Source organism: Aeromonas sp. 6P, from assembly GCF_051919525.1.
Lineage (GTDB): Bacteria > Pseudomonadota > Gammaproteobacteria > Enterobacterales > Aeromonadaceae > Aeromonas > Aeromonas veronii.
In genome coordinates this window covers 450,001-475,725 of record NZ_JBQBEO010000002.1, presented here as the reverse complement: position 1 = coordinate 475,725, position 25,725 = coordinate 450,001, and the positions used below count along the sequence as shown (strand labels likewise).

Sequence of the window (25,725 nt, the reverse complement as noted above, 5' to 3'; positions counted from 1 at the left end):
GTGTTGACGGCTTTTTTAAGCTGGCGTAGTGTGGTTGACCATGAGCCCGCAATGGCGGGATGGCGCGTGGCAGCAAGATGCCGGCGTGTGAAAAGACATCAAGGAGAGTGATATGACCCACAAGGCCACCCTGGCGGTTCGCACCGGGATTGAGACAGACACACAGCACGGTGCCGTGGTGCCCCCCATCTACCTCTCCAGCAACTACACCTTTGCCGACTTTGGCGAGCCCCGTCAATACGATTATGCCCGCTCCGGCAATCCGACCCGCACCAATCTGGCGGACGCGCTGGCGGCGCTGGAAGGGGGCGCAGGCGCCGTGGTTACCGGCACCGGCATGGGGGCCGTCCATCTGGTCACCACAGCACTGCTCAAGGCGGGGGATCTGCTGCTCGCCCCCCACGACTGCTACGGCGGCACCTGGCGTCTGTTTGAGTATCTGGCGGCCAAGGGCCACTACCGGGTGCAGTTTGTCGATCAGGGTGACGAGGCCGCACTGGCCGCCGCACTGGCGCAAAAGCCTGCGCTGGTATGGGTCGAGACCCCCTCCAACCCGCTGCTGCGGGTGGTGGATATCAGCGCCATTGCCAGCGCCGCCCACGAGGTGGGTGCACAGGTGGTGGTGGACAACACCTTCCTCTCCCCCCTGCTGCAACAGCCGCTCGCACTTGGTGCCGACGTGGTAGTGCACTCCACCACCAAGTACATCAACGGTCACTCCGACGTGGTGGGCGGAGTGGCGATTGCCAAGGAGGCAGCACTGGCCGAGTCGCTGGTGTGGTGGGCCAACTGTCTGGGGCTCACCTCCGGGGCGTTCGATTCCTACCTCACCCTGCGCGGCCTGCGCACTCTGGCCCCCAGATTGCGCACCCATCAGGAGAATACCGATCGCATCCTCACCTTCCTGCAACAGCAGCCACTGGTGAAACGCATCTATCACCCCAGCCTGCCGAGCCATCCGGGCCACGATATTGCGCGCCGTCAACAGTCCGGCTTCGGCGCCATGCTAAGTTTTGAACTCGATTGCAGCGAGGCAGGCATTCGCGCCTTCCTCGCGGCCCTCACCCTCTTCTCGGTGGCCGAGTCCCTCGGCGGGGTGGAGAGTCTGGTGGCCCATCCGGCCAGCATGACCCACAGAGCCATGACCCCGGCGGCGCAGCAGGCAGCAGGCATCAGCGCCCAACTGCTGCGGTTGTCGGTCGGTATTGAACACGGTGAAGACCTGGTGGCCGATCTGGCTCAGGCTTTTGAACAGGCGCAGCAGGCAGAACAGGTAGCGAAGTAATGGAACAGCAGCAACAAGGAGAGATCGCGGTGGCAGCAGAAGCAGGATTGAAGCGGCGTCACGTCCACAAGTTTGGTGGCAGCAGTCTGGCGGATCCGGTCTGTTATCGCCGGGTCGCCAGTATCGTTGAACAACAGGTGGGCGGGGATGAACTGATCGTGGTCTCCGCCGCCGGCAAGACCACCAACCGGCTGATCCAGCTGGTGGAGCTGGCCGAAGCGGGGGACGAAGCCGCCGGTGAAGCCATCTCTGCCCTTCAGGCCTATCAGCAGAGCCTGATCGACGGCTTGCTGGAGGGTGAACTGCAGCTCGACCTGAGCAAGCAGCTGGCCGACGACATGCAGCTGATCGCCAAAACGCTGGAGGGACAGTTTGACCGCTTCGCCCGCAACGGCCTGCTCGCCTTTGGCGAAGTGTGGTCGGCGCGCCTGCTGGCTGCCCTGCTTACCAGTCGCGGCGACAAGGCCATCTGGCTCGATGCCCGCAGCTTCCTGCGCGCCGAGGATGGCGCTCTGGTCAAGGTGGATACCGCCCTCTCCAGCGAACTGCTCAAGGCGCGACTGGCGGAGCATGCCGGTCGCATCGTGGTAACCGGCTTTATCGCCGCCGACATGGAGGGGCGCTCCCTGCTGCTCGGTCGCAACGGATCTGACTACAGCGCCAGCCTGTTGGCGCTGCTGGCGGACGGCGAATCCACCACCATCTGGAGCGACGTGGCCGGTGTCTACAGCGCCGACCCGCGCCGGGTGAAGGAGGCACGCCTGCTGGAGCGCCTGAGCCTCGCCGAAGCCAACGAGCTGGCCCGCCTCGGCTCGTCGGTCTTGCACTCGCGCACCCTGCAACCAGTGGCCGACAGCCGCCAGCGCCTCACTTTGCGCTGCAGCTACAACCCGGATGAGGGCTGCACCCATATCCTGCGCCGCGCCCCCCGCTCCGGCGGCGCCCGCATCGTCTCCTCGGTGGATCAGATCGCCCTCATCGAGCTGAAGGTGCTGCCGCAGACCAACTATGAGCAGACGGTGGCCACCATCGAGGCCCATCTAGCCCGCCACCGCCTCAACCCGCTCACCCTGCAGCGCCAGCCGGATCGCCGGATCCTGCGCCTCGCCTACACCCTCGAGGTGGCACAAGGCGCCTTCGAGCTGCTGCGCGACTTCCAGCTGCAAGGGAGCTTCACCGGTCTCATCCAGAAAGAGGGGTTCAGTCTGGTGGCGCTGGTCGGCGCCGGTGTCACCGACAACGCGGAGCAGTGTCACCGCTTCTATCAGCTGCTGGCAGATCAACCGCTGGAGTTCGTACAGGTGGCCCGAGATGGTCTGAGTCTGGTGGCCGTGCTGCGTCAGGTAGTGCTGGAGCCGCTGCTCATCGCCCTGCACAGCGCCCTCTTCAGCCGCCCGACCCGGGTCGGGCTGGTGGTGTTCGGCAAGGGCAATATCGGCGGCCACTGGCTGAGCCTCTATGCCCGCGAAAAGGCACGGCTGGAACATGAGCTCAATCTGGCGCTCACCCTCTACGGGGTGTTCAGCTCGGAAGGGGGCCTGCTGGATGAAGAGGGACTCAACCCCCTCAAGGTACAGGACAACTTCAATCCCAAGCCGCTGATCTGGCCGGAGTTGCTCTCCCAGCTTGAACAGCACGGCTTCGATGCGCTGGTTGCGCTGGACATGACCGCCAGCGAAACGGTGAGTCGCTACTATCCGGATTTTGCCCAACTCGGCATTCACATCATCGCCGCCAACAAGTTTGCCGGTGCCGCCGACAGCGAGTTCTACCAGCGCATCAAGCAGACCTGTCGCGACCATCAGGTGCAGTGGCGCTACAACGCAACCGTGGGCGCAGGGCTGCCAATCCAGTCCAGCATCCAGATGCTGCGCCAGAGCGGCGACCGCATTCAGGGGGTCTCCGGCATCTTCTCCGGCACCCTCTCCTGGCTGTTCCAGCAGTATGACGGCACCCGCCCCTTCTCCGAGCTGGTGGACGAGGCGTGGCAGCACGGTCTGACCGAACCGGATCCCCGCGAAGATCTCTCCGGTCAGGATGTGCGGCGCAAGCTGCTTATTCTGGCGCGGGAAGCAGGCTTCGAGCTCGACTCCGCCGATATCGAGCTGGAGAATCTGGTGCCCGTTACGCTGCGCAAGGTGACCGCCGATCAGTTCATGGACAGACTGAAAGAGCTGGATGGCCCGATCCAGACCGCCTTTGAAGGGGCCAAGCGCCTCGGCAAGGTGCTGCGCTACGTGGCCCGCTTCGAGCATGACGGCAAGGCGCGGGTCGGACTGGAGGCGCTGGAGCCCCACCACCCGTTTGCCAACCTCTTGCCGTGCGACAACATCTTCGCCATCGAGAGCGACAGCTATCGCACCAACCCGCTGGTGATCCAGGGGCCGGGGGCGGGTCGGGAAGTGACCGCCGCCGCTATCCAGTACGATCTGTGGCAGATCTGCGCCAGCCTCTAAGGCAGATTGCAAAGGGAGCAGCACCTCTCTCCCGCGCACAATAAAAAAGCCCGAGTCGATGACTCGGGCTTTTTGCTGAATGCCGCTTCGATTAGGAGAAGCAGGCTTGCAGCACGTAGAAGATGGCGATAGCCAGAATGGCACCGGCAGGCAGGGTGATGATCCAGGAGACCACGATGTTGCGCAGTACCCCCAGGTTCAGCGCCGCAATGCCGCGCGCCAGACCGACACCCATCACAGCACCGACCAAGGTCTGGGTGGTGGAGATGGGCAGACCGGTACCGGAGGCAATCACTACGGTCGCGGCAGTCGCCAGCTGGGCAGCAAAACCACGGCTCGGGGTCAGGTGAGTGATGCCGGTACCGACCGTCGCCATCACCTTCTCGCCCATGGTCGCCAGACCGATCACGATACCGATACCGCCAAGGGGCAGGATCCACCAGGCAATGGCTGCCTGACTGGAAATCTCACCACCGGAAGCCACGATAGAGGCCACTGCAGAGAGCGGGCCGATGGCGTTGGCCACATCGTTGGAGCCGTGGGCAAAGGCCATGGCACAGGCAGTGATCACCATCAGGATGCCGAACACCTTCTCCACGTTGGCGAAGTGCATCTTGCTGTCATCCTGCGGGTTGTACTTCTGGCCGCGAATGTAGATCCAGCCGGCAAACGCCACTGCGATGGAGATGGCGATGGAGAGCAGAATGCCCTCACCATCGCTCAGGTGCAGACCGACGTGGGTCAGCCCCTTCTTGATGGTCACCAGACAGATCACCAGCGCAGTCAGGAACATGTAGAACGGCACATAGCGCTTGGCGTTGTTCAGGGGGTCATCGGTGTTGAAGATAAGCTTCTGCACGCTGATGAACATGAAGTAGGCGATGACACCTGAGATGGCCGGGGTGATGACCCAGGAGCCGACGATGCCGCCAAACTTGCTCCACTGCACCGCTTCCGGGCCAATGCTCACCACCGCAAAACCGACGATGGCGCCGATGATGGAGTGAGTGGTGGAAACAGGCCAGCCGAAGTAGGAGGCGAGGATCAACCAGGCGCCTGCCGCCAGCAGGGAGGCGATCATGCCGAGCACCAGCAGGTCCGGGCTATCGACAAACGCATTGCTGTCGATGATGCCGTTACGGATGGTGGCCGTCACTTCGCCACCGGCCAGATAGGCGCCGGCAAATTCGAAGATCATGGCAATGATGATCGCCTGACGGATGGTCAGGGATTTGGTGCCGACCGATGTTCCCATGGCGTTGGCCACGTCATTCGCGCCAATGCCCCAAGCCATCAAAAAGCCGAACAAGGCCGCCACGAGCACCAGAGTGGTGCCGTAATTCGCGATAATGTCCATTAATAGTGTTTACCCAGTCAGTCGATTACGAACGAGCCAGCATCAGTTCCAGACGGGCGCCTACGCGCTCGGCCTGATCTGCCAGGTCACCTACCCATTCGAGGATCTTGTAAAGGAACATCACATCGATCGGATTATAATTGTGCTCAACCGCTTGCAGCTGTTGGCGCAGTCCGATCTGCATGGTGTCTGTATCGTCCTCGATCAGATCCAGCTGGTGGATCATCTCGGCAACCATTTCCACTTCCCGTCCTTTGAAGCCGGTCTCGAGCAGCTCGTCGAGCTCCCCGATCGCTTTCTCGGCCTGAGCGGTCGCATCAATACAACGTTTGAGGTAAGCCATGAAATCCGTCCGCATTTCGGCGGGGAACTCCATGCGACGGCCAAGCATGCGGCCGGAGATATCCTTGGCACGGTTGGCAATCTTGTCTTGCTGGGTCAACAGCTCCAGCAGGTCGGTACGTGCAACCGGCAGGAACAGGCCGCGAGGCAGTTTCAGACGGATTTCACGCTTGAGGGTATCTGCCTCTTTTTCCAGTTGGGCGATCTGCTGCCGGATCTTCTCGGCATCTTCCCAACGGTCTTCGGCAACGGCGTCAAAGAAGGGAACCAACTGCTGGGAGCACTGGTGAACCTTGACGATATGCTTCTGCAGCGGCTTGATGGGGGACTTGGCAAAAAGCCCCAAAATAGTATTTACTGGCATGGCCAAACCTGTGTCGGTGAAAAAACACTCGATACGATTTTATGAGGCGCGCATGGTAACCGAACTGCGCCCTCAATTAAACCGCGAATTAATCTAGTCGTCTCGCGGGCATTATATCCCCGCGACCCGAATCCTGCCCCCCAAAGTTGCCTGCCAGCCCGGAATGACTATGCAAACTGAGATCGAGATAAAGTTTTTTGTCGCCCGCGACATTCAAGCCGAGTTATCCAACCTGCTGAATTATCTTGAGATTAAAGAATCATCACAACAGCAGCTCGGCAACGTCTATTTCGACACGCCGACCCTTGCCCTGCGTCGTCTGGACATGGGGCTGCGCATTCGCCGCTGCGATGCCTTCGCCGAGCAGACCATCAAATGCCGTGGCCAGGTGGTGGGCGGCCTGCATGCCAGACCCGAGTACAACGCTCCCGTGAGCGGCGATCTACCGACCCTCTCGGCCTTTCCCGATGAGATTTGGCCGACTCTGACCGAGCGCGACCACATTCAGCAACAGCTGGTCGCTCAGTTTCGCACCGACTTCCTGCGCCGCCATTGGCTGATCGCCTTCGAGGGGGCCGAGATTGAGCTGGCCTGGGATCAGGGAGAGATAGTCGGCAGTCAAGGCAGCACCACCATCAACGAGCTGGAGCTGGAGCTCAAATCCGGCACGACCGCGGCGCTATTTGCACTGGCCCAACGCCTCGCCAAGCTTTATGGACTACGTCTCGGCGCCCAATCCAAGGCCCAGCGCGGCTATCGACTGGCTGGTCTTGGCAAACCGCTGGCCCTGCAGGCGCTGGTCGAACATGAAGGTATGGATGGCACAACGGGGGTAAGCGAGGGGCTGCGCCACTGGCAGCATCACGAGCAGCTCTGGCTGGAGCATCCTCAGGATAAAGGCATTCAACAGCAGGCACTCGCAGCCCTGTGCCAAGGGATCGATCTGGTCGCCCGCACTGCGGCCACGCTGCCACAACCCGCACCTTGGCTGCCAGCACTGACCAGCCTGCACGCCCATCTGCAAGCCCAGTCGGGCGAGCAAAACGAGTGGCCTGCCGAGCTGACCGAGCTCTTCCTCTATCCGGCGTATGTCGAGTTGCAGCTGGACATCGCAGCCTGGCTGCATCACGCAGCCTGAGCGTGGCCATACCGGTACTAAAGGTCGGAAATAAAGACCGGAAACAAAAGCCGAAAACAAAACGGGTGAGCCTTGGCTCACCCGTTTTGCACTACAGCAGGTTGAGCTGCTGCATGGCGCTGCGAATGCGCTCGCGGGTTGCTTCCGACAGCGGCATCACCGGCAGACGACACTCCTCGCTGCAGAAACCGAGCAGGGAAGCGGCATATTTGGCACCGGCCGGGCTCGGCTCGGCAAACATCGCCTGATGGAGCGGAATCAGCTGATCTTGCAGTTCACGCGCTTCTTGCCACTTGCCGGCCAGCGTGAGGTTCTGCACCTCGGCCACCAGCTTGGGCGCCACGTTGGCGGTCACAGAGATACAGCCCTGACCGCCGCCGATGTTGTAAGCAACCGCAGTGGCATCCTCACCGGAGAGCCAGGCGAAGGGCTTTTTGATCAGCTGGCGCTCGGTCCAGGGGCGGGCCAGATCGCCGGTGGCATCTTTTACCCCGGCAATGCGCGGCAGTTCAGCCAGACGGGCCAGGGTCGCTGGTTGCACGTCAACGATGGCGCGCGGTGGAATGTTGTAGACGATGATCGGCTTGGCGGTGGCATCGTGTACCGCCTTGAAGTGGTAGTAGAGCCCCTCCTGATTGGGACGGTTGTAGTAACCGGCTACATGCAGAGTGGCATCAGCCCCCACCCGCTCTGCATGGAGGGTATATTCGATTGCTTCGACCGGATTGTTGGAGCCCGCTCCGGCAATCACCGGAATACGGCCAGCGACCTGTTTGACCACCAGCTCCACCACCCGGCAGTGCTCGTCATGGGTCAGGGTCGGACTTTCCCCCGTGGTGCCCACCGGCACAATGCCGTGAGTGCCCTGCTCGATATGCCACTCCACCAGACGCAGCAGCGCCTCTTCATCCAGCTTTCCCTGTCGAAACGGGGTGATCAACGCAACGATTGAACCTTGAAACATGGGATCTCCTTCTCCTAAATGACGCGCATATGGCAATAAAAAACCCCGGTACGATGTGCGCAACCGGGGTTTGAAGCTTCTCAGGGATGAGAGGTTACGCGCGAACGTCGGCAGGCCCGAATTTCAGGCTTTTTTTGTGCTTTCGTTTCAACCCGTTGAACCGCATTTCGTCATCTCTGGTCAAAAAATGGTGTCTGGGCATATTTCGGGAACACGGCATAAATGTCAAGGCGAAAGGGGCTATGTATAATGGCCGCCCAAAATTGCGTGGAGAGACCCGATGAGCAGCCCAATCAGTGCCGTCAGCCAGATGCTGGAACGAAACCAAGCCCTCTTTGTCGGCAAGCGGCTACTTGTCTGTGGCGCGCTGGAGGATGACTACCCCCGCCAGCTGGCGAGCCTGGCCCGGACCCTGACCGTCTTTACCACCGATTACTGCTACTACCGCAGCCAGCAGGCCGCCCTCGGCGAGGCTATCCTGTTCGACCACCAGCTCGGTGGAGCCCCGCGATTCGATGCCCTGTTGCTGCTGATGCCCAAGGCCAAGGCCGAGGCACAATATCTGCTGGCCATGATGACCCCCTTGCTGGAAGCGGGTGCCGATCTGTTCCTCGCCGGTGAAAACCGCGGCGGCATCAATGGCGCCGACAAGCTGCTGGCCCCCTATGGCGAAAAGCCGATCAAACGTGACTCGGCCCGCCGCTGCTCGCTCTATCATGGTGAGCTGAGCAAACCGGTCGCCCCGTTCGATCTGGATAGCTGGTTTGGCCGCTATCAGTGCAAGGCCGGTGATACCGAGCTGACCGTGCTGGCACTGCCCGGCGTCTTCAGCGCCGCCGAGCTGGATCTCGGCACCCAGATGCTGCTGGCTGCTGTGCCACCGATGAAGGGCGAGCTGCTCGATTTTGGCTGCGGCGCCGGGGTAATTGGGTCTGTACTGGCCAAGCGCAATCCGGATCTGCGGGTCAACATGGTGGATATCAGCGCGCTGGCGCTCGAATCGAGCCGGCGTACCCTGGCGATCAACGGTCTGCAGGGCAAGGTCACCGCTTCCGATGTCTATTCGGATGTCTCCACCCGTTTCCAGCACATCGTCTCCAACCCGCCATTCCATGCGGGTCTCAAAACCTTCTATGCGGCAACCGAGCAGTTCCTGGCCAAGGCACCTGAATTTTTGCTGCCAAATGGTTCGCTGACCATTGTTGCCAACGCCTTCTTGCGCTACCAGCCTATACTGGAGACACACTTCAAACGGACTGAAGTGATCAGCAGTGATGCCAAATTCAAGGTCTATCTGAGCAAAATGTAAATAAGTGTAAGCAGCACAATAAAACAGCTAGAGAGCGCCATCCGGCATCTGATAAGGTATTAAGCACACGATAAAAACCACCCCTTTAGGGGTGTTTTTATACCGAACATTGAAAACCTTTTCATGTTGCTAATTCAGGGAGAGAAATACGATGGCAGGCATTTTGACCATGATCCTGGCTGGTGGCGAAGGTACTCGCCTACAGCCTCTGACCACCACCCGCAGCAAGCCTTCCGTCCCCTTCGGTGGCAGCTACCGGCTGATCGACTTTGTCCTCAACAACTTCGTCAACGCCGACTTTCTGCGCATCTATGTACTGACCCAATTCAAATCCCAGTCCCTCTACCTGCATATGAAGAAGGGCTGGAATATCGTCGGCATCACCGACCGCTTTATCGATCCCATCCCGGCCCAGATGCGGATGGGCAAACGCTGGTATGACGGCACCGCCGACGCCATTTACCAGAACCTAGGCTTTATCGAGCGGGCCGAACCGGATCACGTCTGCATCTTCGGCTCCGACCACATCTACAAGATGGATGTGAGCCAGATGGTCACCTTCCACAAGCAGAAGAACGCCGCCATGACGGTCGCGGCACTTCGCATGCCCATCGAAGAAGCGAGCGCCTTCGGGGTGATCGAGGTCGATACCGAAGGGCGGATGATCGGCTTTCAGGAAAAACCAAAGCAGCCCAAGCACATTCCCGGCGATCCGACCCAGGCGCTGGTCTCCATGGGCAACTACATCTTCGAGACCGATGCCCTCTGCCGCGAGTTGAAGCGGGATGCCGCCGAGGAGAACTCCAGCCACGACTTTGGCAAGGATGTGATCCCGAGCCTCTACCCACGTGCCCCCGTCTATGTCTATGACTACAGCACCAACGTCATCCCCGGCGAGAAACCGCACGTCTACTGGCGGGATGTGGGCACCCTCGACTCTTATTGGCAAGCGCACATGGACCTGGTGGCCGACAATCCCCCCTTCTCCCTCTATAACCGCAAGTGGCCCCTGCACACCCACTATCCGGCGCTGCCACCTGCTACCTTCATCGACAGCGACGAGTGCAAGGTGAAGATCGCCAACTCCCTGATCTCCGCCGGTTGCTTCATTCAGGGCAGCCAGATCCAGCGATCCATCCTCGGTTTCCGCTGCAATATCGGCGCGTGCAGCCATATCAGTGAGTCCGTGCTGCTGGGGGATGTGAAGATTGGTGAAGGGTGCTCCATCCGGCGCGCGATTATAGATAAAAATGTTGAAATTGCGCCCGGCACCGTTATCGGTGAAAATCTGGACCACGATAGAGAGCGATTTACCGTATCCGAAGGCGGTATCGTGGTGGTACCTAAGGGAGCAAGAGTTGGCTATTAACCCACTGAAAATCCTGTTTGTTGCCTCGGAAGTTGAGGGGCTGGTCAAGACCGGGGGCCTGGCCGATGTCGCCAGAGCCCTGCCGATGTACCTGGCCCAGAAGGGGCATGATGTCAGGATCATGTTGCCCTTCTACAAGACGATAAAGCGACGGGATGAGGCCAGACTGGTGGCGTCACGCTGGTTGCCAACCCACCCCGGGCTGCCGGATATCGGTTATCGCATCTACCAGATGGAGCTGGATGACGTCTGCGTCTATCTGCTCGACTGCCCGCAATATTTCGATCGTCCCCAACTCTACGCCGAGAACAATCAGGCCTATCCGGATAATGGCGAGCGCTTTGCCTTCTTCTCGGCCGCGGCCCTCCATGCCTGCGAGCAGCTTGGCTTTGCCCCGGATATCGCCCACTGCAATGACTGGCACACAGGCCTGCTGCCACTGCTGCTGAAAACCCGTCACGCCCACAACCCCTTCTTCCAGCAGACCCGCAGCGTGATCAGCATTCACAACGCGGCGTTTCAGGGAGTGTTTGGCCGCGAGCAGTTCTGGGCCATGCCCGAGATCGCCGACTACGAGCGCCGCATAAACTACGACTACGGCCACGTCAATCTGCTCAAATGCGGGGTGCTCTACGCCGACAAGATCAATGCGGTCAGCCCCAACTATGCCCAGGAGCTGCTGACTCACCTTGGCGCCCACGGCATGGCGCATATCTTCCAGCAACGGGCGGCGGATCTCTGTGGCATCCTCAACGGTTGCGACTACAAGGACTGGGATCCGGAGTTCGACGAATTCCTGCCTGCGACCTACAGCATCGACAACATGGCTGGCAAACAGATCTGCAAACAGAGCCTGCAGCAGGAAGCGGGGCTGGCCGTGGCGGACTTGCCCATCTACGGCATGGTTTGCCGCCTGACCGAGCAGAAGGGCGTTCCCCTGCTGCTCCCTGCGCTGGAGAAATTCCTCCACCATCAGGTACAAGTGGTGATCGTCGGCTCTGGCGATCCTGCGCTCGCCACGCAACTGCAAACCATGGCCCGGGATTATCCGGGCAAGCTCGCCTTCATCAACACCTATGACGATCGGCTGGCTTATCTGGTCGAAGCCGGTGCTGACTTCTTCCTGATGCCCTCTCTGTTCGAGCCTTGCGGCCTCAACCAGATGTACAGTCTCGCCTATGGCACCCTGCCACTGGTGCGGGCCGTGGGTGGTCTGAAAGATACCGTGGTGGATTGGGATGCCGATCCCGAGCATGCCACCGGCTTCTGTTTTAACGATCCGACTGCAGCCATCCTGCTCGATACCATGCGCCGCAGCCTGCTCTATTTCCTGCAGGACAAAGAGCGTTTTACCAAGGTACAGCGCAATGCCATGAGCACCCGCTTCAACTGGCCTGACTCGGTCACCCAGTATGAACGGATGTATCAGAGCGCATTGGGCCGTTACTGAACGCCAAACGTCAGCTGATTGCTGAAGTTTTGTACCCTTGGCGCCACTTTGAGCGTCAACAGCGAAAAAAGTCCCCTTTGGCTGTTGACGCTCCCCCAAAACTCTATAGAATCCCCCTCCGCAGTGATGCGAAGGTGGCGGAATTGGTAGACGCGCTAGCTTCAGGTGTTAGTGTCCCACGGATGTGAGGGTTCGAGTCCCTCTCTTCGCACCAATACTGCCATGCTGATTCAGCAGCATGTAAATCCAACTAGAAAACCCGAATGTGCGAAGGTGGCGGAATTGGTAGACGCGCTAGCTTCAGGTGTTAGTGCCCCCCGGGTGTGAGGGTTCGAGTCCCTCTCTTCGCACCATGCTTCTCCAGACAGCATGTAAATCAAAACTGGTAACACAATGTGCGAAGGTGGCGGAATTGGTAGACGCGCTAGCTTCAGGTGTTAGTGTCCCACGGATGTGAGGGTTCGAGTCCCTCTCTTCGCACCATGCTTTATCCAGACAGCATGTAAATCCAGACTGGAAACCCGAATGTGCGAAGGTGGCGGAATTGGTAGACGCGCTAGCTTCAGGTGTTAGTGCCCCCCGGGTGTGAGGGTTCGAGTCCCTCTCTTCGCACCATGTTTCTGACATGTAAAAACAGAGCAATGCGTTCCAACCGCATTTAAAAACCAGCTGGAGAAAATCAGTGTGCGAAGGTGGCGGAATTGGTAGACGCGCTAGCTTCAGGTGTTAGTGTCCCACGGATGTGAGGGTTCGAGTCCCTCTCTTCGCACCATTAATTACGCAAAAGGCCCATCACGAAAGTGATGGGCCTTTTGTTTTTACTCCTTGTTATGGCTATGCTTTTGACGACTCACCGCTCATCGTCATGCCAAGGAACGCATATGATACTGGATACCGACATTCACAACTTTTACGAACATCTGGTGCTCAAGGAGATTGAGAAACAGGGGCTGCAGCAAAAGCTCAACAGCGATCAGATGGCCGACCTCTGCTGCCTCACCCTCAACCAGCTTCCGGCCCACTATATTCGCCACAATGTCGACATGATCTACTTCCTGACCGACGCCAAGCGCACCGAAATGGAAAAGCTGGTGGTCGAATCGCTCAAGGTGGCACAGCAGAAGATCAAGCAGGCTCCCGTCAAAAGCTCATAACCAGGGCTGCTGCCAGAGCAGGGTAACGATACCGGTCAACCCGGCCACTGGCAGCAAGATCAAGGCGGGCCGCAATCCGGGCTCCAGCATCACCCAGGCAGCCAGCAGAAAACCGGCACTCCAGGTGCCGTACTCTTTATCCTGACCCCATGCGAGTACGGCCACCGCCACCAGCAACATCATACCCCGCAATATCCAGCGCATTGTTTTCTCCCCAACCAACAATTGATAATAATTATCATCTTCATCTACTGGGGATGCAAGTGGCGTCACGGGCAAGCTTCGTATGTGGCCCTTTGTGTCAACAGGCCGCTCAAAAACGGGTTATGAGATCAACTAATTTGTGATTTTTTCAATCAAATGTGCATTTTTGCCAATTTGATGGGGCTTTAACCCGCCGGGTTTGTGGTAGATTGCGGCCTCTTTTTGGGTTGCCTCCTCGGGATCGATGTATCCACAGGACGAGAGGGAGTGACCTTGGCGAGCAAGAGTTTAGGAAGTATCTATGCAAAACCAACAAAACCACATCCGACTACCGGGCATGGCACAGGTGTTTGCCTGTCTGGCCATTTTCCTGGCCCTGGCATTCTCGTTCACCAGCGTGCTCGATCTGCCGATCCAGCTGGCGCTGTTCATCGCCTGGTTCGTCATCATGGGACTTGGCATCAAACTCGGCCACGATTACAAATCCCTGGAGCAGGCTGCCGTTGACGGCGTTGCCAAGGGGATGGGGGCCATCCTGATCCTGGTCTCCGTCGGTGCTCTGGTCGGCACCTGGATTGCCGGCGGCATTGTTCCCAGCATCATCTACTTCGGCCTCAAGGTGATCCATCCGTCCATCTTCCTGCTGGCAACCCTGATCATCTGCTCCCTGACCTCGCTGGCCACCGGCACCTCCTGGGGCTCTGCCGCCACCGCCGGTATCGCCATGATGGGGATCGGCCACAGTCTCGGCGTGCCTGCGCCGCTGGTCGCCGGTGCCGTGCTCTCCGGCGTCTACTTCGGTGACAAGCTATCTCCGCTCTCCGACTCAGTAGTGCTGGCGTCCACCATGTCCAACGTCGATGTGGTGGAGCATATCAAGGGGATGCTGCCCATCAGCCTGCTCTCCTATGTCATCACCGCCGTGCTGTTCACCGTGGTGGGCATGCAGTATTCAGGCAACGTCAGCCTAGAGCAGGTCAATCTGGTGATGGAGGCCCTCGACAACCAGTTCAACATCACCCCGCTGGCCATAGTGCCGGTGGTGCTGGTGCTGGGCCTGTTGGCCAATCGCAAGCCCGCCTTCCCAGTGATCAGCTTCGGCGCCCTGCTGGGCCTGATCTGGGCCATCGCCTTCCAGGGCATGGATCCGGTCAAGGCGATGCACTCGGCTTATAGTCCGTTTGCCATCACCTCCGGCATCGATTTTATCGACAACATTCTCGGTCGCGGCGGCATGGAGTCCATGCTGGGCTCGGTCGCGGTCATCATCTTCGGTCTCGGGTTTGGCGGTCTGCTGGAGAAGGTCGGCATTCTGGAAGTGATCGCCAGCGCCTTCGAGAAGCGCATCAATAGCGTCGGCAGCCTGACCAGCCACACCATCGGCACTGCGTTTCTGGCCAACGTGTTTGGCTCGGCCATGTATGTGTCGCTGATCCTGACCCCCAAGATCATGGCCAAAAACTACGACCGACTGGGACTGGCGCGCAAGAACCTCTCTCGCAACGCCGAGTTTGGCGGCACCCTCACCTGCGGCATGGTGCCCTGGAGCGACAACGGCATCTTCATGGCCGGGGTTCTGGGGGTGGCAACCCTCGACTACCTGCCTTACATGTGGCTGAGCTTCACCTGCATCATTGTGACCATCACCCTCGCCTACATGGGCAAGGCAGTGAACCGGGTCCCGCTGGTCGCGGCGGCAAGCTCCCGCTAAGCCATCCTGCAAACAACAAAGGCGCCATCGAGGCGCCTTTGTTGTTTGAGAGAAATGCTGTTTGATGGAGGCACTGAGCACCACAAACAAAAACAGCCCTCGTTGCCGAGAGCCGTTTCATCAGACCGATATGTCGATCAGATGGAGAAGCTGGAGCCACAGCCACAGGTCGTGGTGGCATTGGGGTTGGTCACGGTAAAGCGTGAACCCTCCAGGCCCTCGGTGTAATCCACGCTGCCGCCTACCAGATATTGCAGGCTCATGGGATCGATCACCATGGTGACGCCATTCTTCTCGACTACGGTGTCCCCGTCGTTGATCTTCTCATCAAAGGTAAAGCCATACTGGAAACCGGAGCAGCCCCCACCCGTGATGTATACCCGCAGCTTCAGCTCGGGATTCTCTTCCTCGGTGATCAGGTTCTTCACCTTGTTGGCCGCCGCATCCGTCATCTGGATGGGCAGCGGGGCTTCTGCTACTGCACTCATTACTGACCTCACAACCATTAGATCCACAAACATGGAAACCGCGAAATTATCCAATACCCGACCATTCAGTTCAAGTATTCACCACGTTTAACCGGCCGCGGGAACCGGAGCAGGCGGCGCGGCGACCAGCGGCTTGATCACCTCGCCCCACTCAACCAGCAGCTCTTGCGCCGGTTGCCTGCCATCCTTGTTGATGGTGACACGGATTCGATCCGGCACAAAGCCTTCCGGCAACTGCCAATTCCCTTCCAGCAGCTGGAAATAACGCAGGGCATAACGCCACTCGCTCACCTTCATTCCGAGATCGCGACCGGTCAGCGTCTTCGGCTTGTCGGCCAGGCTCCCCTCGACCCGGATCTGCACCTGACCACGGAACAGCTCCCGCTTTTTGGCGGGCTGGGTCAGGGCGAGACGATAGTGGTAGCGACCGGGAATGCTGGTCTCCTGCAGAGTCAGGTTGTCGATCACTACCCCCACCTGTTCGCCGGTGGGGCGCATGATCCGCTCGAAAAAGGCCAGCTGGCGTTTGAGCTCCTGCACCTGCGCCTCCTGACTCTTCAGGGTGGTCTGCAACTGCTCAAAGGCCGCTTTCTGGGTCGCCAGCTGGGTATCTTTCACCCCCAATTCGGTCTTGAGCTGGCCGATGGCCTTGCCCTGACGATCCAGCGTCTCCTGCTGTACCACCAACAGACTGCTCTGGGCCAGCTCCTGACGGTTACCGACAAAGTAACCGATGAGCCCGCCAACGGCTAACACGACCAATAACTTCAATAGATTGGACATAGCCCCTCATCCCGTTATCACGCCATTTACGGCAGCGCCTCTCCCTTCACTATACCGCCCTGACCGGGGTCACAGGCGATAAAGGGAAAAATTAACTGGCCGTGGCGCTGCCATCACCCCGCTTTTGACGCGCGGCGAGCCGTAAAGTTCGCTCCAGGATCTGGGAATAGATGGGTCGGCCACCCAGCCACTGGGCAACCAGAGTCGCACCGACCGTGGTGATCATCATCGGCAGGATCAGCTGATAGTTGTCGGTCATCTCGGTGACCAGCACGATGCCCGTGATGGGAGCACGCACTGTGGCAGCAAACAGCGCCCCCATCCCTGCAATGGCAAAAGCGCCGGGCTCGATGCCAAGCTCCGGAAACGCCGCATGAAACAGATGGCCAAACACCACGCCAAACAGGGTGCCCAACGCCAGGGTCGGTGCAAATACCCCGCCCGGGGCACCGGAGCAGAAGCAGATGAGGGTCGCAACCAGCCGCACCGAAAAGATGAGGAACAGGGTCGCCATCGCATACTCATCCCCCATCAGATGGGGAATAAGCTCTGTGCCGCCCCCCGTCACCGCGGGAGCAAACAGCGACAGTACACCGAACGTTCCGGCGATCAGCATGCCGATGGCCACGAAACGGTGGCGCTTGTTCTGGTGCAACGCCAGATAGCCATCCTGACAGGCCAGCACCAGCTTGTTGAAGACAAAACCGAGCACCCCGAAGGTGGCCCCCATAAAGAGGAACAGCCAGAGCGCCTTGAGGGCGGGCGCATCGTAGTGGGGCAAGGTGATCACCGCCCCCTGCCCTTTCATGTTCTGCAACATCAAGGTCGCCATGATGGCGGAGATCCCCACCGCCTTGATGGCCAGAAAGGAGTAGCGAAACTGCGGTCGCATCTCCTCCATCACGAACAGGATACCTGCCAACGGCGCATTGAAGGCTGCCGCCAGACCGCCCGCCGCACCGGCGGCCAGCAGGGCATGGCCATGCTCCTTGGGCAGCCGGAAGATATCCGCCACCATCTTGCCGAGGTTGCCGCCGATCTGTACCGAAGGCCCCTCCCGCCCCAACACCATACCGGAGCTCAGGGTACAGATGCCGCCGAAGAACTTGACCGGCAACACTCGCCACCACCGCACCGGGCGCAGATCGTCCATCGCCCCCTCGATCTCGGGAATGCCGGAACCACCCGCTTCCGGGGCAAAGGTATGAGTGAGGAAGTAACCGACAAATCCCAACAAGGCGCTGAAGCCAAAGCCGAGCAGACCGAGCTGCCACCAGGGACGGTCTGCCAGCAAGGCGATACGTTGTTCTGCCAGCCAGTGGACTCCTGATTCGAACAGGCCGCACACCAGTCCGGCCAGGGTGCCGACCAGCGCCGCCAGCAGCAGCACCAGCAAGGGCATCTTGTCTTGCCGGATAATGCGGGAAAGCGGCCCCCGTGCAGAGGTATCGGCTTCAGAGGAGAGAGCTTGTTGCGCCATCTTGTTACACCAACTTGGAAAAACCATATCGTCAGCTAGCTGAGATCAGGATCACCCGGCGCGTTGCTCGGCTGCCCAGGGCTGGGGCTTTCTGCTATAGTCGGCCCGTTAAATTTTTGTCACGGGAGCAGACCGAGAGTCCGGGTGGCGAGAGCGCAAAGCATACTCCTGATGCTCCGACCTGCCGAGTCTCAATCGGCTGCAATCCCTTGTGTGACGACCAAAATCCCATTAAGGATGATCCATGTCAAAATCAGATCAGCTGTTTGAACAGGCCCGCCAGACCATTCCGGGTGGCGTCAACTCACCGGTCCGCGCCTTCAATGGGGTCGGCGGCACGCCCCGCTTCATCGATCACGCCGATGGCGCCTATCTCTATGATGTGGATGGTCAGGCCTACGTGGATTACATCGGCTCCTGGGGCCCCATGCTGCTGGGTCACAACCACCCGGCCATCAAGGCCGCCGTCATCAAGGCCGTTGAGAAGGGGCTGAGCTACGGTGCGCCGACCGAGATCGAAGTGCTGATGGCCGAGAAAGTCCGCCAGATCGTCCCCTCCATGGAGCAGGTGCGGATGGTCAACTCCGGCACCGAAGCCACCATGAGCGCCATCCGTCTGGCCCGTGGCTACACCGGCCGCGACAAGATCGTCAAATTCGAGGGCTGCTACCACGGCCACGCCGACTCCCTGCTGGTCAAGGCAGGTTCCGGCGCCCTGACCCTGGGTCAACCCAACAGCCCGGGCGTTCCAGCCGATTTCGCCAAACACACCTTGACCTGCGTCTTCAACGATCTGGATTCGGTGCGTGAAGCCTTCACCCAGTACGGCAGCGAGATCGCCTGTATCATCGTCGAGCCGGTCGCAGGCAACATGAACTGCATCCCGCCAGTGCCGGGCTTCCTGGAAGGTCTGCGCGCCATCTGTGACGAGTTCGGCGCCCTGCTGATCCTGGACGAGGTGATGACCGGCTTCCGCGTCTCCCTGCGCGGCGCTCAGGGCCACTACAACATCGACCCGGATCTCACCACCCTTGGCAAGATCATCGGTGCCGGCATGCCGGTGGGCGCCTTCGGCGGCAAGAAGAAGGTGATGCAACACATCGCACCGACCGGCCCTGTCTATCAGGCGGGTACTCTCTCCGGTAACCCGGTGGCCATGGCAGCCGGTCTGACCATGCTGGATCTGCTGCTGGAGCCGGGTCTCTATGAGCAGCTGAGCGCCAAAACAGCTCGTGTTGCCGAGGGACTGAAGGCGGCCGCCGCCAAACACGGTATCCCGCTCGCCATCAACTATGTGGGCGGCATGTTCGGCTTCTTCTTCACCGAAGAGAACGAAATCACCCGCTACGAGCAGGTCACTCGCTGCGATATGGAACGTTTCAAGCGCTTCTACCATCTCATGCTGGAAGAGGGCGTCTATCTGGCGCCGAGCGCCTACGAGGCAGGCTTCCTGTCGCTGGCTCACGGCGACAAGGAGATCGAACATACCCTGGCTGCCGCCGAGCGCAGCTTCGCCAAGCTGGCTGGCTAAATCGCTACTGCTTGTCGCAAAGGGCCCGTCATGGGCCCTTTTCTATTACAGAGACTCCATCACCACACAGGGCGGCAATACGCCCATTTCTGGTGCATTACCCCCTCGTCATCCACCGATTTGTCATTCTCTGGTGCAACTTACCCCGCCATCCCTGTCATAAAGCAGGCCCACTATTTGCACATTCACCACAAGAGCCCACGTCACCGAGGTCCATATGGCAGAGATGAGCCCCATCGATGTGCTGCGGCGCTATCAGGAGTATCAGGAGGAGTTGACCCCGCTACTGCAGGGGCTACTCAGCGCCCCCCTTGTCTCGCTCAAGGGGTATCCCTTTGTCGTCAGCATTGACCACTATCAGGGGCCGATGTGCATCCAGCCTGCGGCACCGGCCGCCCATAACCGGTTGCACCTTATCGTGCAGGGACAAGGACGGGAGATCACCGTCTGTCTGAATCAGCTGATTGGCTGGTTGATGGGAGACAGGGAGCGCCGCCGCGCCATGCCCTGGTTCAAGGCGGTCTATGTGGTGCTCAGCATGGCGCTGTTTCTCATCGTCGTGACGCTCATCTGGCACGGGCTGGAGCAGCTCTACCAGCTATTGTGCGGCGAGCAGCAGAACCAGCTCGGCGCCTTTAGCGCCATCATCTTCCTGACGCTGGCACTGGCGGTGTTCGATCTGGGCAAGACCATTCTGGAAGAGGAGGTACTGCTGCATAAGGATATCTTCCGCCACAGCGCCATTCGCCGCACCATCACCCGCTTTATCGCCGCCATTCTGATCGCGGTCTCCATCGAGGGGTTGTTGCTGCTGTTCAAGGGTTCGCTCGGCCAGAGCGAGCTGCTCTGGCCAGCGGTCGGAGTGATGGGGTGTGCGGTGGGTTTACTGCTGGCGCTGGGTCTCTATGTTTTTCTTGGGGCCAAGGCCGAAGCGGCACTGGTACAGGCTAGCCTGCGCTCTCCAACGTTAGCTGCACAGGGGAGCGACGCGCCGCCCGCCAAGAAGCGTACATGGTCCAGGAGGTATAGATGACGATAAAGGCAACCAGCCACTTCAGCATCTTCATATCCATGGATTTGACCAGCATGGCGGCCAGCACCACACCGATGGGGCCAAAGATGGCTACCGCCAGCACCGCCTTGGCATCGAATGCCCCTTTACGGATAAAGGTGCCTGCGGAGAAAACGCTAAGCACGGCGGTGGAGCCCATCATGATCGGAAACGCCGCCAGCGGATTCATCCCCAGCAGATAAACCAGCGTCATGCAGGGAGCAAACAGGCCGATACCGACATTCATCAGCACCCCGAAGATGAAATTGCCAAGCAGGGCGATCGCCAGCTTGTAGCCGCTGAGCCCCATCGCATCGCCGCCTACAGGGAAAAGCCCCAGCAGACCGGCAAAGATAAGCCCTGCAACGACCAGCAAGGAGATAGCCATCACCAACCGGATGGTTTGCCGATCAAACGAGGCCACATGACGAGCGCCCCAGGCCGCGCCAGCTGCGGCGGCCATCATCATGCTGATCAGCGTCAGCGGCTCCACTGCTACTGCGCCGACGAAGATCAGCGACTGAGTCACGGTTGGCAGCACGCACTGCCCATTTAGGGTACCCGGCAGCACCCGATCATCGATCAGCTTGAACTGCTTGTAGCAGGCGGTCTTTACCGCAAAGCTGCCCACCCCCAGGGTATCGAGGAAGTTGGCAACCCCACCGATCAACGCCACCGGCCAGAAGGGGGTCGCCTCAAAGGATCCACTCTGCTTCTTCCGCCAGCAAGCTTGCACCAGCATAAAGATGAATACGAGGCCTCCGGCTATAAAAACAAGCCGTAAAATATCAACTAACATAGGGATTTCTCCTGCAACGGGCGGCGATTCTAAGGCAAGCAGCAGAAAAAATCTTGACCGGAATTAAGCAATGCTCACGACACGCCTCTGCAAGGTGAAATATTTATCAATAGACTCCGAACGACTCTGCTAATACTTGTTACTGAGGCCAACAGGCCGGGTCCTGAGCACGTTGTTATGGTCCTTTCGCGACGACCACTTGTGCCAAAGGACATAATAAAAAAGAGGGCCGGTAGTGATACCGACCCTCTTTCTGTATCTGGCCGGGGCGCTGGGCCCTCGACCATGACAACCGCTTATTGAATGCTCTTGCCGGCGCGCACGTCCTTGATAAACCCCTTCAGGCTGGCCAAATCACGGGGGGCACCGCGCAGGATCTGATCACCGATGATGAAGGCCGGGGTACCGGAGATACCGAGCGCTTCAGCCAGCGCACGGTTGGTACCGAGGTTCTGGTCAATGCTGCCATCCTTGATCTTGGCCTCCACCTTGCTCCAGTCCACACCGGCCGCCACAGCCAACTGCTTGACCTGTGCTTCATCAGCGAGCGGGCCCTGATGGGTATAGAGCTTCTCGTGGAACGCTTGGTACTTGTCAGGCTGCCCCAGCTGGACCGCCAGCGCAGCACGAGCTGCGAAGTAGGAGGACTCGCTCAGAATGGGGAACTGCTTGTAGATGTACCGGATGTCTTTGTCTTCCGCCATCAGCTGCTTGACCAGCGGATGGGCCCGCTTGCAGTAACCGCAGTTGTAATCGAAAAACTCCACAATGGTCAGAGATGCCTTCGGATTCCCCATCTCGGGATCCTGATTGGCATAAAGCTGCTTGGAGTGAGCCTTGATCAGCGCCTTGTCACTCTCGGCCTGCTGGCTCTCCTGCTTGGCACGCAGGGCATTGGACATCTCGACCAGGATCTCGGGATTCTTGACCAGATAGTCGCGAACGATTTGCTCGACATCGCTTTTGGTCAGCTCACTTGCATGTACCGGCGTCGCCAGCAGGGTCACGCCAGCCAGCGCGCAAAACAGGGCATTTTTAATAGTCATAACGTTATCTTGCAGAGGATATGATAGAGGCCACTATAGTGGTTGAGTCTGTTTTCAAGTCAAGTTATCTGGCCAAAAAAGCGCTTGATGCACCCTGATTGCCACTTTTTCATGTCGTTTCGTGCAATTAACCAGCAATCGAACCGGACGGGGATTTACAAGCCGGATCAGCATGGTAATATTCGCCGCACTGCTGCGGAGGGGTGGCAGAGCGGCTGAATGCACCGGTCTTGAAAACCGGCGATGGGCGACCATCCGTGGGTTCAAATCCCACCTCCTCCGCCATTTATACCGAGCCCATGCAACCACGTTGCGTGGGCTTTTTATTTGCCTGCGATTTGCCACTCCTCATAGAGCTCAACACATTAGCCTTCTTCAGCCCCCCCATTAATTTTCCCACCTGCAGGCTCAAAAGCCACCACAAGATCCCCTATCAACATAGAACCTCTGCGCTCTAGCGCGTATCCCTTCCCATTTCCTTATTACCCCAAACAACAAGGACCCAAAGCAGCAACCACTGCGCCTGCGTGTTAGCACAGCCAACACACTCTCTGGCATAACGTCAGTGGGCGACTAACAAAATCATGGACAAGCAGAGGGCTCAAAAAGAAAGACTTCAGCTAACACAGGACACAGATGCCCAGGAAAGATCGCAAGCAAGAGATCGTAGCGTACAGGCGAGCATAGGATTCGTGGGTCATGACTACGCCAGAGCCGCCATACAGAGCGACAGCGGTTCAGTGAAGAAAGAGTACCAAGCGGAACATCAGGCTATTTGTGGAACCAGAAAGCAGCGGCGAGTAACAATAAGAACAGAGGAAAAGAGATAGGGCCGATCAAAAATCAGGCTACCTTCTGAGTTTCAGGCAATAAAAAACCCCGCTCGATGAGCGGGGTTTCTTGTATTGGTGCCTGGCAGTGTCCTACTCTCGCATGGCGAATGCCACACTACCATCGGCGCTACCGCGTTTCACTTCTGAGTTCGGCATGGGATCAGGTGGTTCCACGGCGCTATGGCCGCCAGGCAAATTCTTAATCTAGAAAGCTGACGTGAGTAGTGATGTTGCGCTTGGCTTGTCACTATCACTGAATTTGAGTAGTTCGTTCTATTTGCTACAAGCCTTAGAACACTTCTTGGGTGTTGTATGGTTAAGCCTCACGGGTAATTAGTATGGGTTAGCTCAACACGTCGCCGCGCTTACACACCCCACCTATCAACGTTGTGGTCTCCAACGGCCCTTTAGGACCCTCAAGGGGTCAGGGATGACTCATCTCAGGGCTCGCTTCCCGCTTAGATGCTTTCAGCGGTTATCGATTCCGAACTTAGCTACCGGGCAGTGCCACTGGCGTGACAACCCGAACACCAGAGGTTCGTTCACTCCGGTCCTCTCGTACTAGGAGCAACTCCCTTCAATCATCCAACGCCCACGGCAGATAGGGACCGAACTGTCTCACGACGTTCTGAACCCAGCTCGCGTACCACTTTAAATGGCGAACAGCCATACCCTTGGGACCGACTTCAGCCCCAGGATGTGATGAGCCGACATCGAGGTGCCAAACACCGCCGTCGATATGAACTCTTGGGCGGTATCAGCCTGTTATCCCCGGAGTACCTTTTATCCGTTGAGCGATGGCCCTTCCATTCAGAACCACCGGATCACTATGACCTACTTTCGTACCTGCTCGACCTGTCCGTCTCGCAGTTAAGCTGGCTTATGCCATTGCACTAACCTCCTGATGTCCGACCAGGATTAGCCAACCTTCGTGCTCCTCCGTTACTCTTTGGGAGGAGACCGCCCCAGTCAAACTACCCACCAGGCACTGTCCGCGGCCCAGATTCATGGGCCTGCGTTAGAACATCAAACATACAAGGGTGGTATTTCAAGGACGGCTCCAGCGCAACTGGCGTCACGCCTTCAAAGCCTCCCACCTATCCTACACATGTAGGTTCAATGTTCAGTGCCAAGCTGTAGTAAAGGTTCACGGGGTCTTTCCGTCTAGCCGCGGGTACACCGCATCTTCACGGCGAATTCGATTTCACTGAGTCTCGGGTGGAGACAGCATGGCCATGGTTACACCATTCGTGCAGGTCGGAACTTACCCGACAAGGAATTTCGCTACCTTAGGACCGTTATAGTTACGGCCGCCGTTTACCGGGGCTTCGATCAAGAGCTTCGCTTGCGCTAACCCCATCAATTAACCTTCCGGCACCGGGCAGGTGTCACACCCTATACGTCCACTTTCGTGTTTGCAGAGTGCTGTGTTTTTGATAAACAGTCCCAGCCATCTGGTCACTGCGACTCCCAACTGCTCCATCCGCAAGGGACTTCACTGTCAAGAGCGAACCTTCTCCCGAAGTTACGGTTCTATTTTGCCTAGTTCCTTCACCCGAGTTCTCTCAAGCGCCTTGGTATTCTCTACCCGACCACCTGTGTCGGTTTGGGGTACGATGACTTGTAATCTGAAGCTTAGAGGCTTTTCCTGGAAGCAGGGCATCAATGGCTTCCACACCGTAGTGTGTTCGTCTCGTGTCTCAGTGTTGTGTCTCCGGATTTGCCTAGAAACACCACCTACGCACTTTCACCAGGACAACCGTCGCCTGGCCCACCTAGCCTTCTCCGTCCCCCCATCGCAATTACAAGTCGTGCAGGAATATTAACCTGCTTCCCATCGACTACGCCTTTCGGCCTCGCCTTAGGGGTCGACTCACCCTGCCCCGATTAACGTTGGACAGGAACCCTTGGTCTTCCGGCGAGGAGGCTTTTCACCCCCTTTATCGTTACTTACGTCAGCATTCGCACTTCTGATATCTCCAGCATACCTCTCGATACACCTTCGCAGACTTACAGAACGCTCCCCTACCACTCACACATAAGTGTGAATCCGCGGCTTCGGTGCCTGGTTTGAGCCCCGTTACATCTTCCGCGCAGGCCGACTCGACTAGTGAGCTATTACGCTTTCTTTAAATGATGGCTGCTTCTAAGCCAACATCCTAGCTGTCTGAGCCTTCCCACATCGTTTCCCACTTAACCAGAACTTTGGGACCTTAGCCGGCGGTCTGGGTTGTTTCCCTCTTCACGACGGACGTTAGCACCCGCCGTGTGTCTCCCGGATATTACTTACTGGTATTCGGAGTTTGCATGGGGTTGGTAAGTCGGGATGACCCCCTAGCCCAAACAGTGCTCTACCCCCAGTAGTATTCGTCCGAGGCGCTACCTAAATAGCTTTCGGGGAGAACCAGCTATCTCCGAGTTTGATTGGCCTTTCACCCCCAGCCACAGGTCATCCCCTAACTTTGCAACGTTAGTGGGTTCGGTCCTCCAGTTGATGTTACTCAACCTTCAACCTGCCCATGGCTAGATCACCCGGTTTCGGGTCTACACCTTGCAACTAGACGCCCAGTTAAGACTCGGTTTCCCTACGGCTCCCCTATACGGTTAACCT

At 58.6% G+C, this 25,725-nt stretch carries 19 protein-coding genes, 6 tRNA genes and 2 rRNA genes (1 of these 27 only partly in view); 16 read left to right on the top strand and 11 right to left on the bottom strand.

Features of this window, described 5'->3' with window-relative positions; genetic code table 11:
- The first annotated feature begins 112 nt into the window (after window positions 1–112).
- Window positions 113–1,285, top strand: a complete 1,173-nt coding sequence (gene metB / locus ACTG2J_RS02290; protein ID WP_368177530.1) for a cystathionine gamma-synthase — start codon at window positions 113–115, stop codon at window positions 1,283–1,285.
- The gene (locus tag ACTG2J_RS02285) at window positions 1,285–3,741 is read left to right on the top strand and encodes a bifunctional aspartate kinase/homoserine dehydrogenase II (RefSeq protein ID WP_179902632.1); all 2,457 of its coding nucleotides are present in this window, start codon (window positions 1,285–1,287) and stop codon (window positions 3,739–3,741) included. The genes metB and ACTG2J_RS02285 overlap by 1 nt, the downstream gene beginning before the upstream one ends.
- Window positions 3,742–3,832: 91 nt before the next feature.
- On the opposite strand, the gene ACTG2J_RS02280 is transcribed toward ACTG2J_RS02285, so the two are convergent.
- Together ACTG2J_RS02280 and ACTG2J_RS02275 are read right to left on the bottom strand one after the other, a co-directional pair.
- Complete coding sequence (locus tag ACTG2J_RS02280) at window positions 3,833–5,098, bottom strand: inorganic phosphate transporter (RefSeq protein WP_005343043.1); 1,266 nt, start codon at window positions 5,096–5,098, stop codon at window positions 3,833–3,835.
- A 25-nt stretch (window positions 5,099–5,123) separates the two neighbouring features.
- A complete protein-coding gene (locus ACTG2J_RS02275; RefSeq protein WP_005340244.1) occupies window positions 5,124–5,804 on the bottom strand; it encodes a TIGR00153 family protein in 681 nt (226 codons plus the stop codon).
- A gap of 169 nt (window positions 5,805–5,973) precedes the next feature.
- Between ACTG2J_RS02275 and ACTG2J_RS02270 the strand changes: the two genes are divergently transcribed.
- Window positions 5,974–6,942 (top strand): CYTH domain-containing protein, encoded by a 969-nt coding sequence (locus ACTG2J_RS02270; RefSeq protein ID WP_113740051.1) that lies wholly within the window; start codon window positions 5,974–5,976, stop codon window positions 6,940–6,942.
- Window positions 6,943–7,033: 91 nt separating this feature from the next.
- On the opposite strand, the gene dapA is transcribed toward ACTG2J_RS02270, so the two are convergent.
- Window positions 7,034–7,906, bottom strand: a complete 873-nt coding sequence (gene dapA / locus ACTG2J_RS02265; protein ID WP_113740050.1) for a 4-hydroxy-tetrahydrodipicolinate synthase — start codon at window positions 7,904–7,906, stop codon at window positions 7,034–7,036.
- A gap of 280 nt (window positions 7,907–8,186) precedes the next feature.
- On the opposite strand from dapA, the gene rsmC reads away from it, so the two are divergent.
- The 9 genes from rsmC to ACTG2J_RS02220 all read left to right on the top strand — a co-directional run bounded on the left by rsmC (window position 8,187) and on the right by ACTG2J_RS02220 (window position 13,188).
- Entirely contained in the window at window positions 8,187–9,215 is a 1,029-nt protein-coding gene (gene rsmC / locus ACTG2J_RS02260; protein WP_429035608.1) for a 16S rRNA (guanine(1207)-N(2))-methyltransferase RsmC, read from the top strand.
- 151 nt (window positions 9,216–9,366) lie between these two features.
- Window positions 9,367–10,584 (top strand): glucose-1-phosphate adenylyltransferase, encoded by a 1,218-nt coding sequence (gene glgC / locus ACTG2J_RS02255; RefSeq protein WP_005340236.1) that lies wholly within the window; start codon window positions 9,367–9,369, stop codon window positions 10,582–10,584.
- Window positions 10,574–12,034 (top strand): glycogen synthase GlgA, encoded by a 1,461-nt coding sequence (gene glgA / locus ACTG2J_RS02250; RefSeq protein ID WP_439997125.1) that lies wholly within the window; start codon window positions 10,574–10,576, stop codon window positions 12,032–12,034. The genes glgC and glgA overlap by 11 nt, the downstream gene beginning before the upstream one ends.
- Window positions 12,035–12,162: 128 nt before the next feature.
- Window positions 12,163–12,248 (top strand) — tRNA-Leu (locus ACTG2J_RS02245).
- Window positions 12,249–12,301: 53 nt separating this feature from the next.
- Window positions 12,302–12,387: transfer RNA gene (locus tag ACTG2J_RS02240), tRNA-Leu, on the top strand.
- Between the two features lie 44 nt (window positions 12,388–12,431).
- Window positions 12,432–12,517, top strand: a tRNA-Leu gene (locus tag ACTG2J_RS02235).
- 46 nt (window positions 12,518–12,563) lie between these two features.
- A tRNA-Leu gene (locus tag ACTG2J_RS02230) sits at window positions 12,564–12,649 on the top strand.
- 71 nt (window positions 12,650–12,720) lie between these two features.
- Window positions 12,721–12,806 (top strand) — tRNA-Leu (locus ACTG2J_RS02225).
- Between the two features lie 109 nt (window positions 12,807–12,915).
- Window positions 12,916–13,188 carry a late competence development ComFB family protein gene (locus ACTG2J_RS02220; RefSeq protein WP_005343036.1) on the top strand — a complete coding sequence of 91 codons (273 nt, stop codon included), beginning with the start codon at window positions 12,916–12,918 and terminating at the stop codon, window positions 13,186–13,188.
- On the opposite strand, the gene ACTG2J_RS02215 is transcribed toward ACTG2J_RS02220, so the two are convergent.
- Complete coding sequence (locus ACTG2J_RS02215) at window positions 13,183–13,392, bottom strand: hypothetical protein (protein WP_005357820.1); 210 nt, start codon at window positions 13,390–13,392, stop codon at window positions 13,183–13,185. The two genes, ACTG2J_RS02220 and ACTG2J_RS02215, sit on opposite strands and share 6 nt — an antisense overlap.
- A 301-nt stretch (window positions 13,393–13,693) precedes the next feature.
- Between ACTG2J_RS02215 and nhaC the strand changes: the two genes are divergently transcribed.
- Entirely contained in the window at window positions 13,694–15,103 is a 1,410-nt protein-coding gene (nhaC, locus tag ACTG2J_RS02210; protein ID WP_047438574.1) for a Na+/H+ antiporter NhaC, read from the top strand.
- Between the two features lie 137 nt (window positions 15,104–15,240).
- On the opposite strand, the gene erpA is transcribed toward nhaC, so the two are convergent.
- The 3 genes from erpA to clcA all read right to left on the bottom strand — a co-directional run bounded on the left by erpA (window position 15,241) and on the right by clcA (window position 17,854).
- On the bottom strand, window positions 15,241–15,591 hold the full coding sequence (erpA, locus tag ACTG2J_RS02205; protein WP_005340225.1) for an iron-sulfur cluster insertion protein ErpA: 351 nt from the start codon (window positions 15,589–15,591) through the stop codon (window positions 15,241–15,243).
- 87 nt (window positions 15,592–15,678) lie between these two features.
- Entirely contained in the window at window positions 15,679–16,374 is a 696-nt protein-coding gene (locus ACTG2J_RS02200; RefSeq protein ID WP_005343032.1) for a DUF6776 family protein, read from the bottom strand.
- A gap of 91 nt (window positions 16,375–16,465) precedes the next feature.
- Window positions 16,466–17,854, bottom strand: a complete 1,389-nt coding sequence (clcA, locus tag ACTG2J_RS02195; protein ID WP_139433848.1) for a H(+)/Cl(-) exchange transporter ClcA — start codon at window positions 17,852–17,854, stop codon at window positions 16,466–16,468.
- 244 nt (window positions 17,855–18,098) lie between these two features.
- Between clcA and hemL the strand changes: the two genes are divergently transcribed.
- The gene (gene hemL / locus ACTG2J_RS02190) at window positions 18,099–19,385 is read left to right on the top strand and encodes a glutamate-1-semialdehyde 2,1-aminomutase (RefSeq protein ID WP_076495780.1); all 1,287 of its coding nucleotides are present in this window, start codon (window positions 18,099–18,101) and stop codon (window positions 19,383–19,385) included.
- Window positions 19,386–19,602: 217 nt separating this feature from the next.
- The gene (locus ACTG2J_RS02185) at window positions 19,603–20,418 is read left to right on the top strand and encodes a hypothetical protein (RefSeq protein WP_201990710.1); all 816 of its coding nucleotides are present in this window, start codon (window positions 19,603–19,605) and stop codon (window positions 20,416–20,418) included.
- Here the strand turns inward: ACTG2J_RS02185 and ACTG2J_RS02180 are convergent.
- Window positions 20,333–21,235, bottom strand: a complete 903-nt coding sequence (locus tag ACTG2J_RS02180) for a sulfite exporter TauE/SafE family protein (protein WP_201990708.1) — start codon at window positions 21,233–21,235, stop codon at window positions 20,333–20,335. The genes ACTG2J_RS02185 and ACTG2J_RS02180 overlap by 86 nt on opposite strands.
- 296 nt (window positions 21,236–21,531) lie before the next feature.
- Complete coding sequence (locus ACTG2J_RS02175) at window positions 21,532–22,281, bottom strand: DsbA family protein (RefSeq protein ID WP_042084194.1); 750 nt, start codon at window positions 22,279–22,281, stop codon at window positions 21,532–21,534.
- Window positions 22,282–22,478: 197 nt separating this feature from the next.
- Between ACTG2J_RS02175 and ACTG2J_RS02170 the strand changes: the two genes are divergently transcribed.
- Window positions 22,479–22,566 (top strand) — tRNA-Ser (locus ACTG2J_RS02170).
- A gap of 625 nt (window positions 22,567–23,191) precedes the next feature.
- Here the strand turns inward: ACTG2J_RS02170 and rrf are convergent.
- Window positions 23,192–23,306 (bottom strand): 5S ribosomal RNA (gene rrf, locus ACTG2J_RS02165).
- A gap of 120 nt (window positions 23,307–23,426) precedes the next feature.
- A 23S ribosomal RNA gene (locus ACTG2J_RS02160) occupies window positions 23,427–25,725 on the bottom strand (it continues 591 nt past the right edge of the window).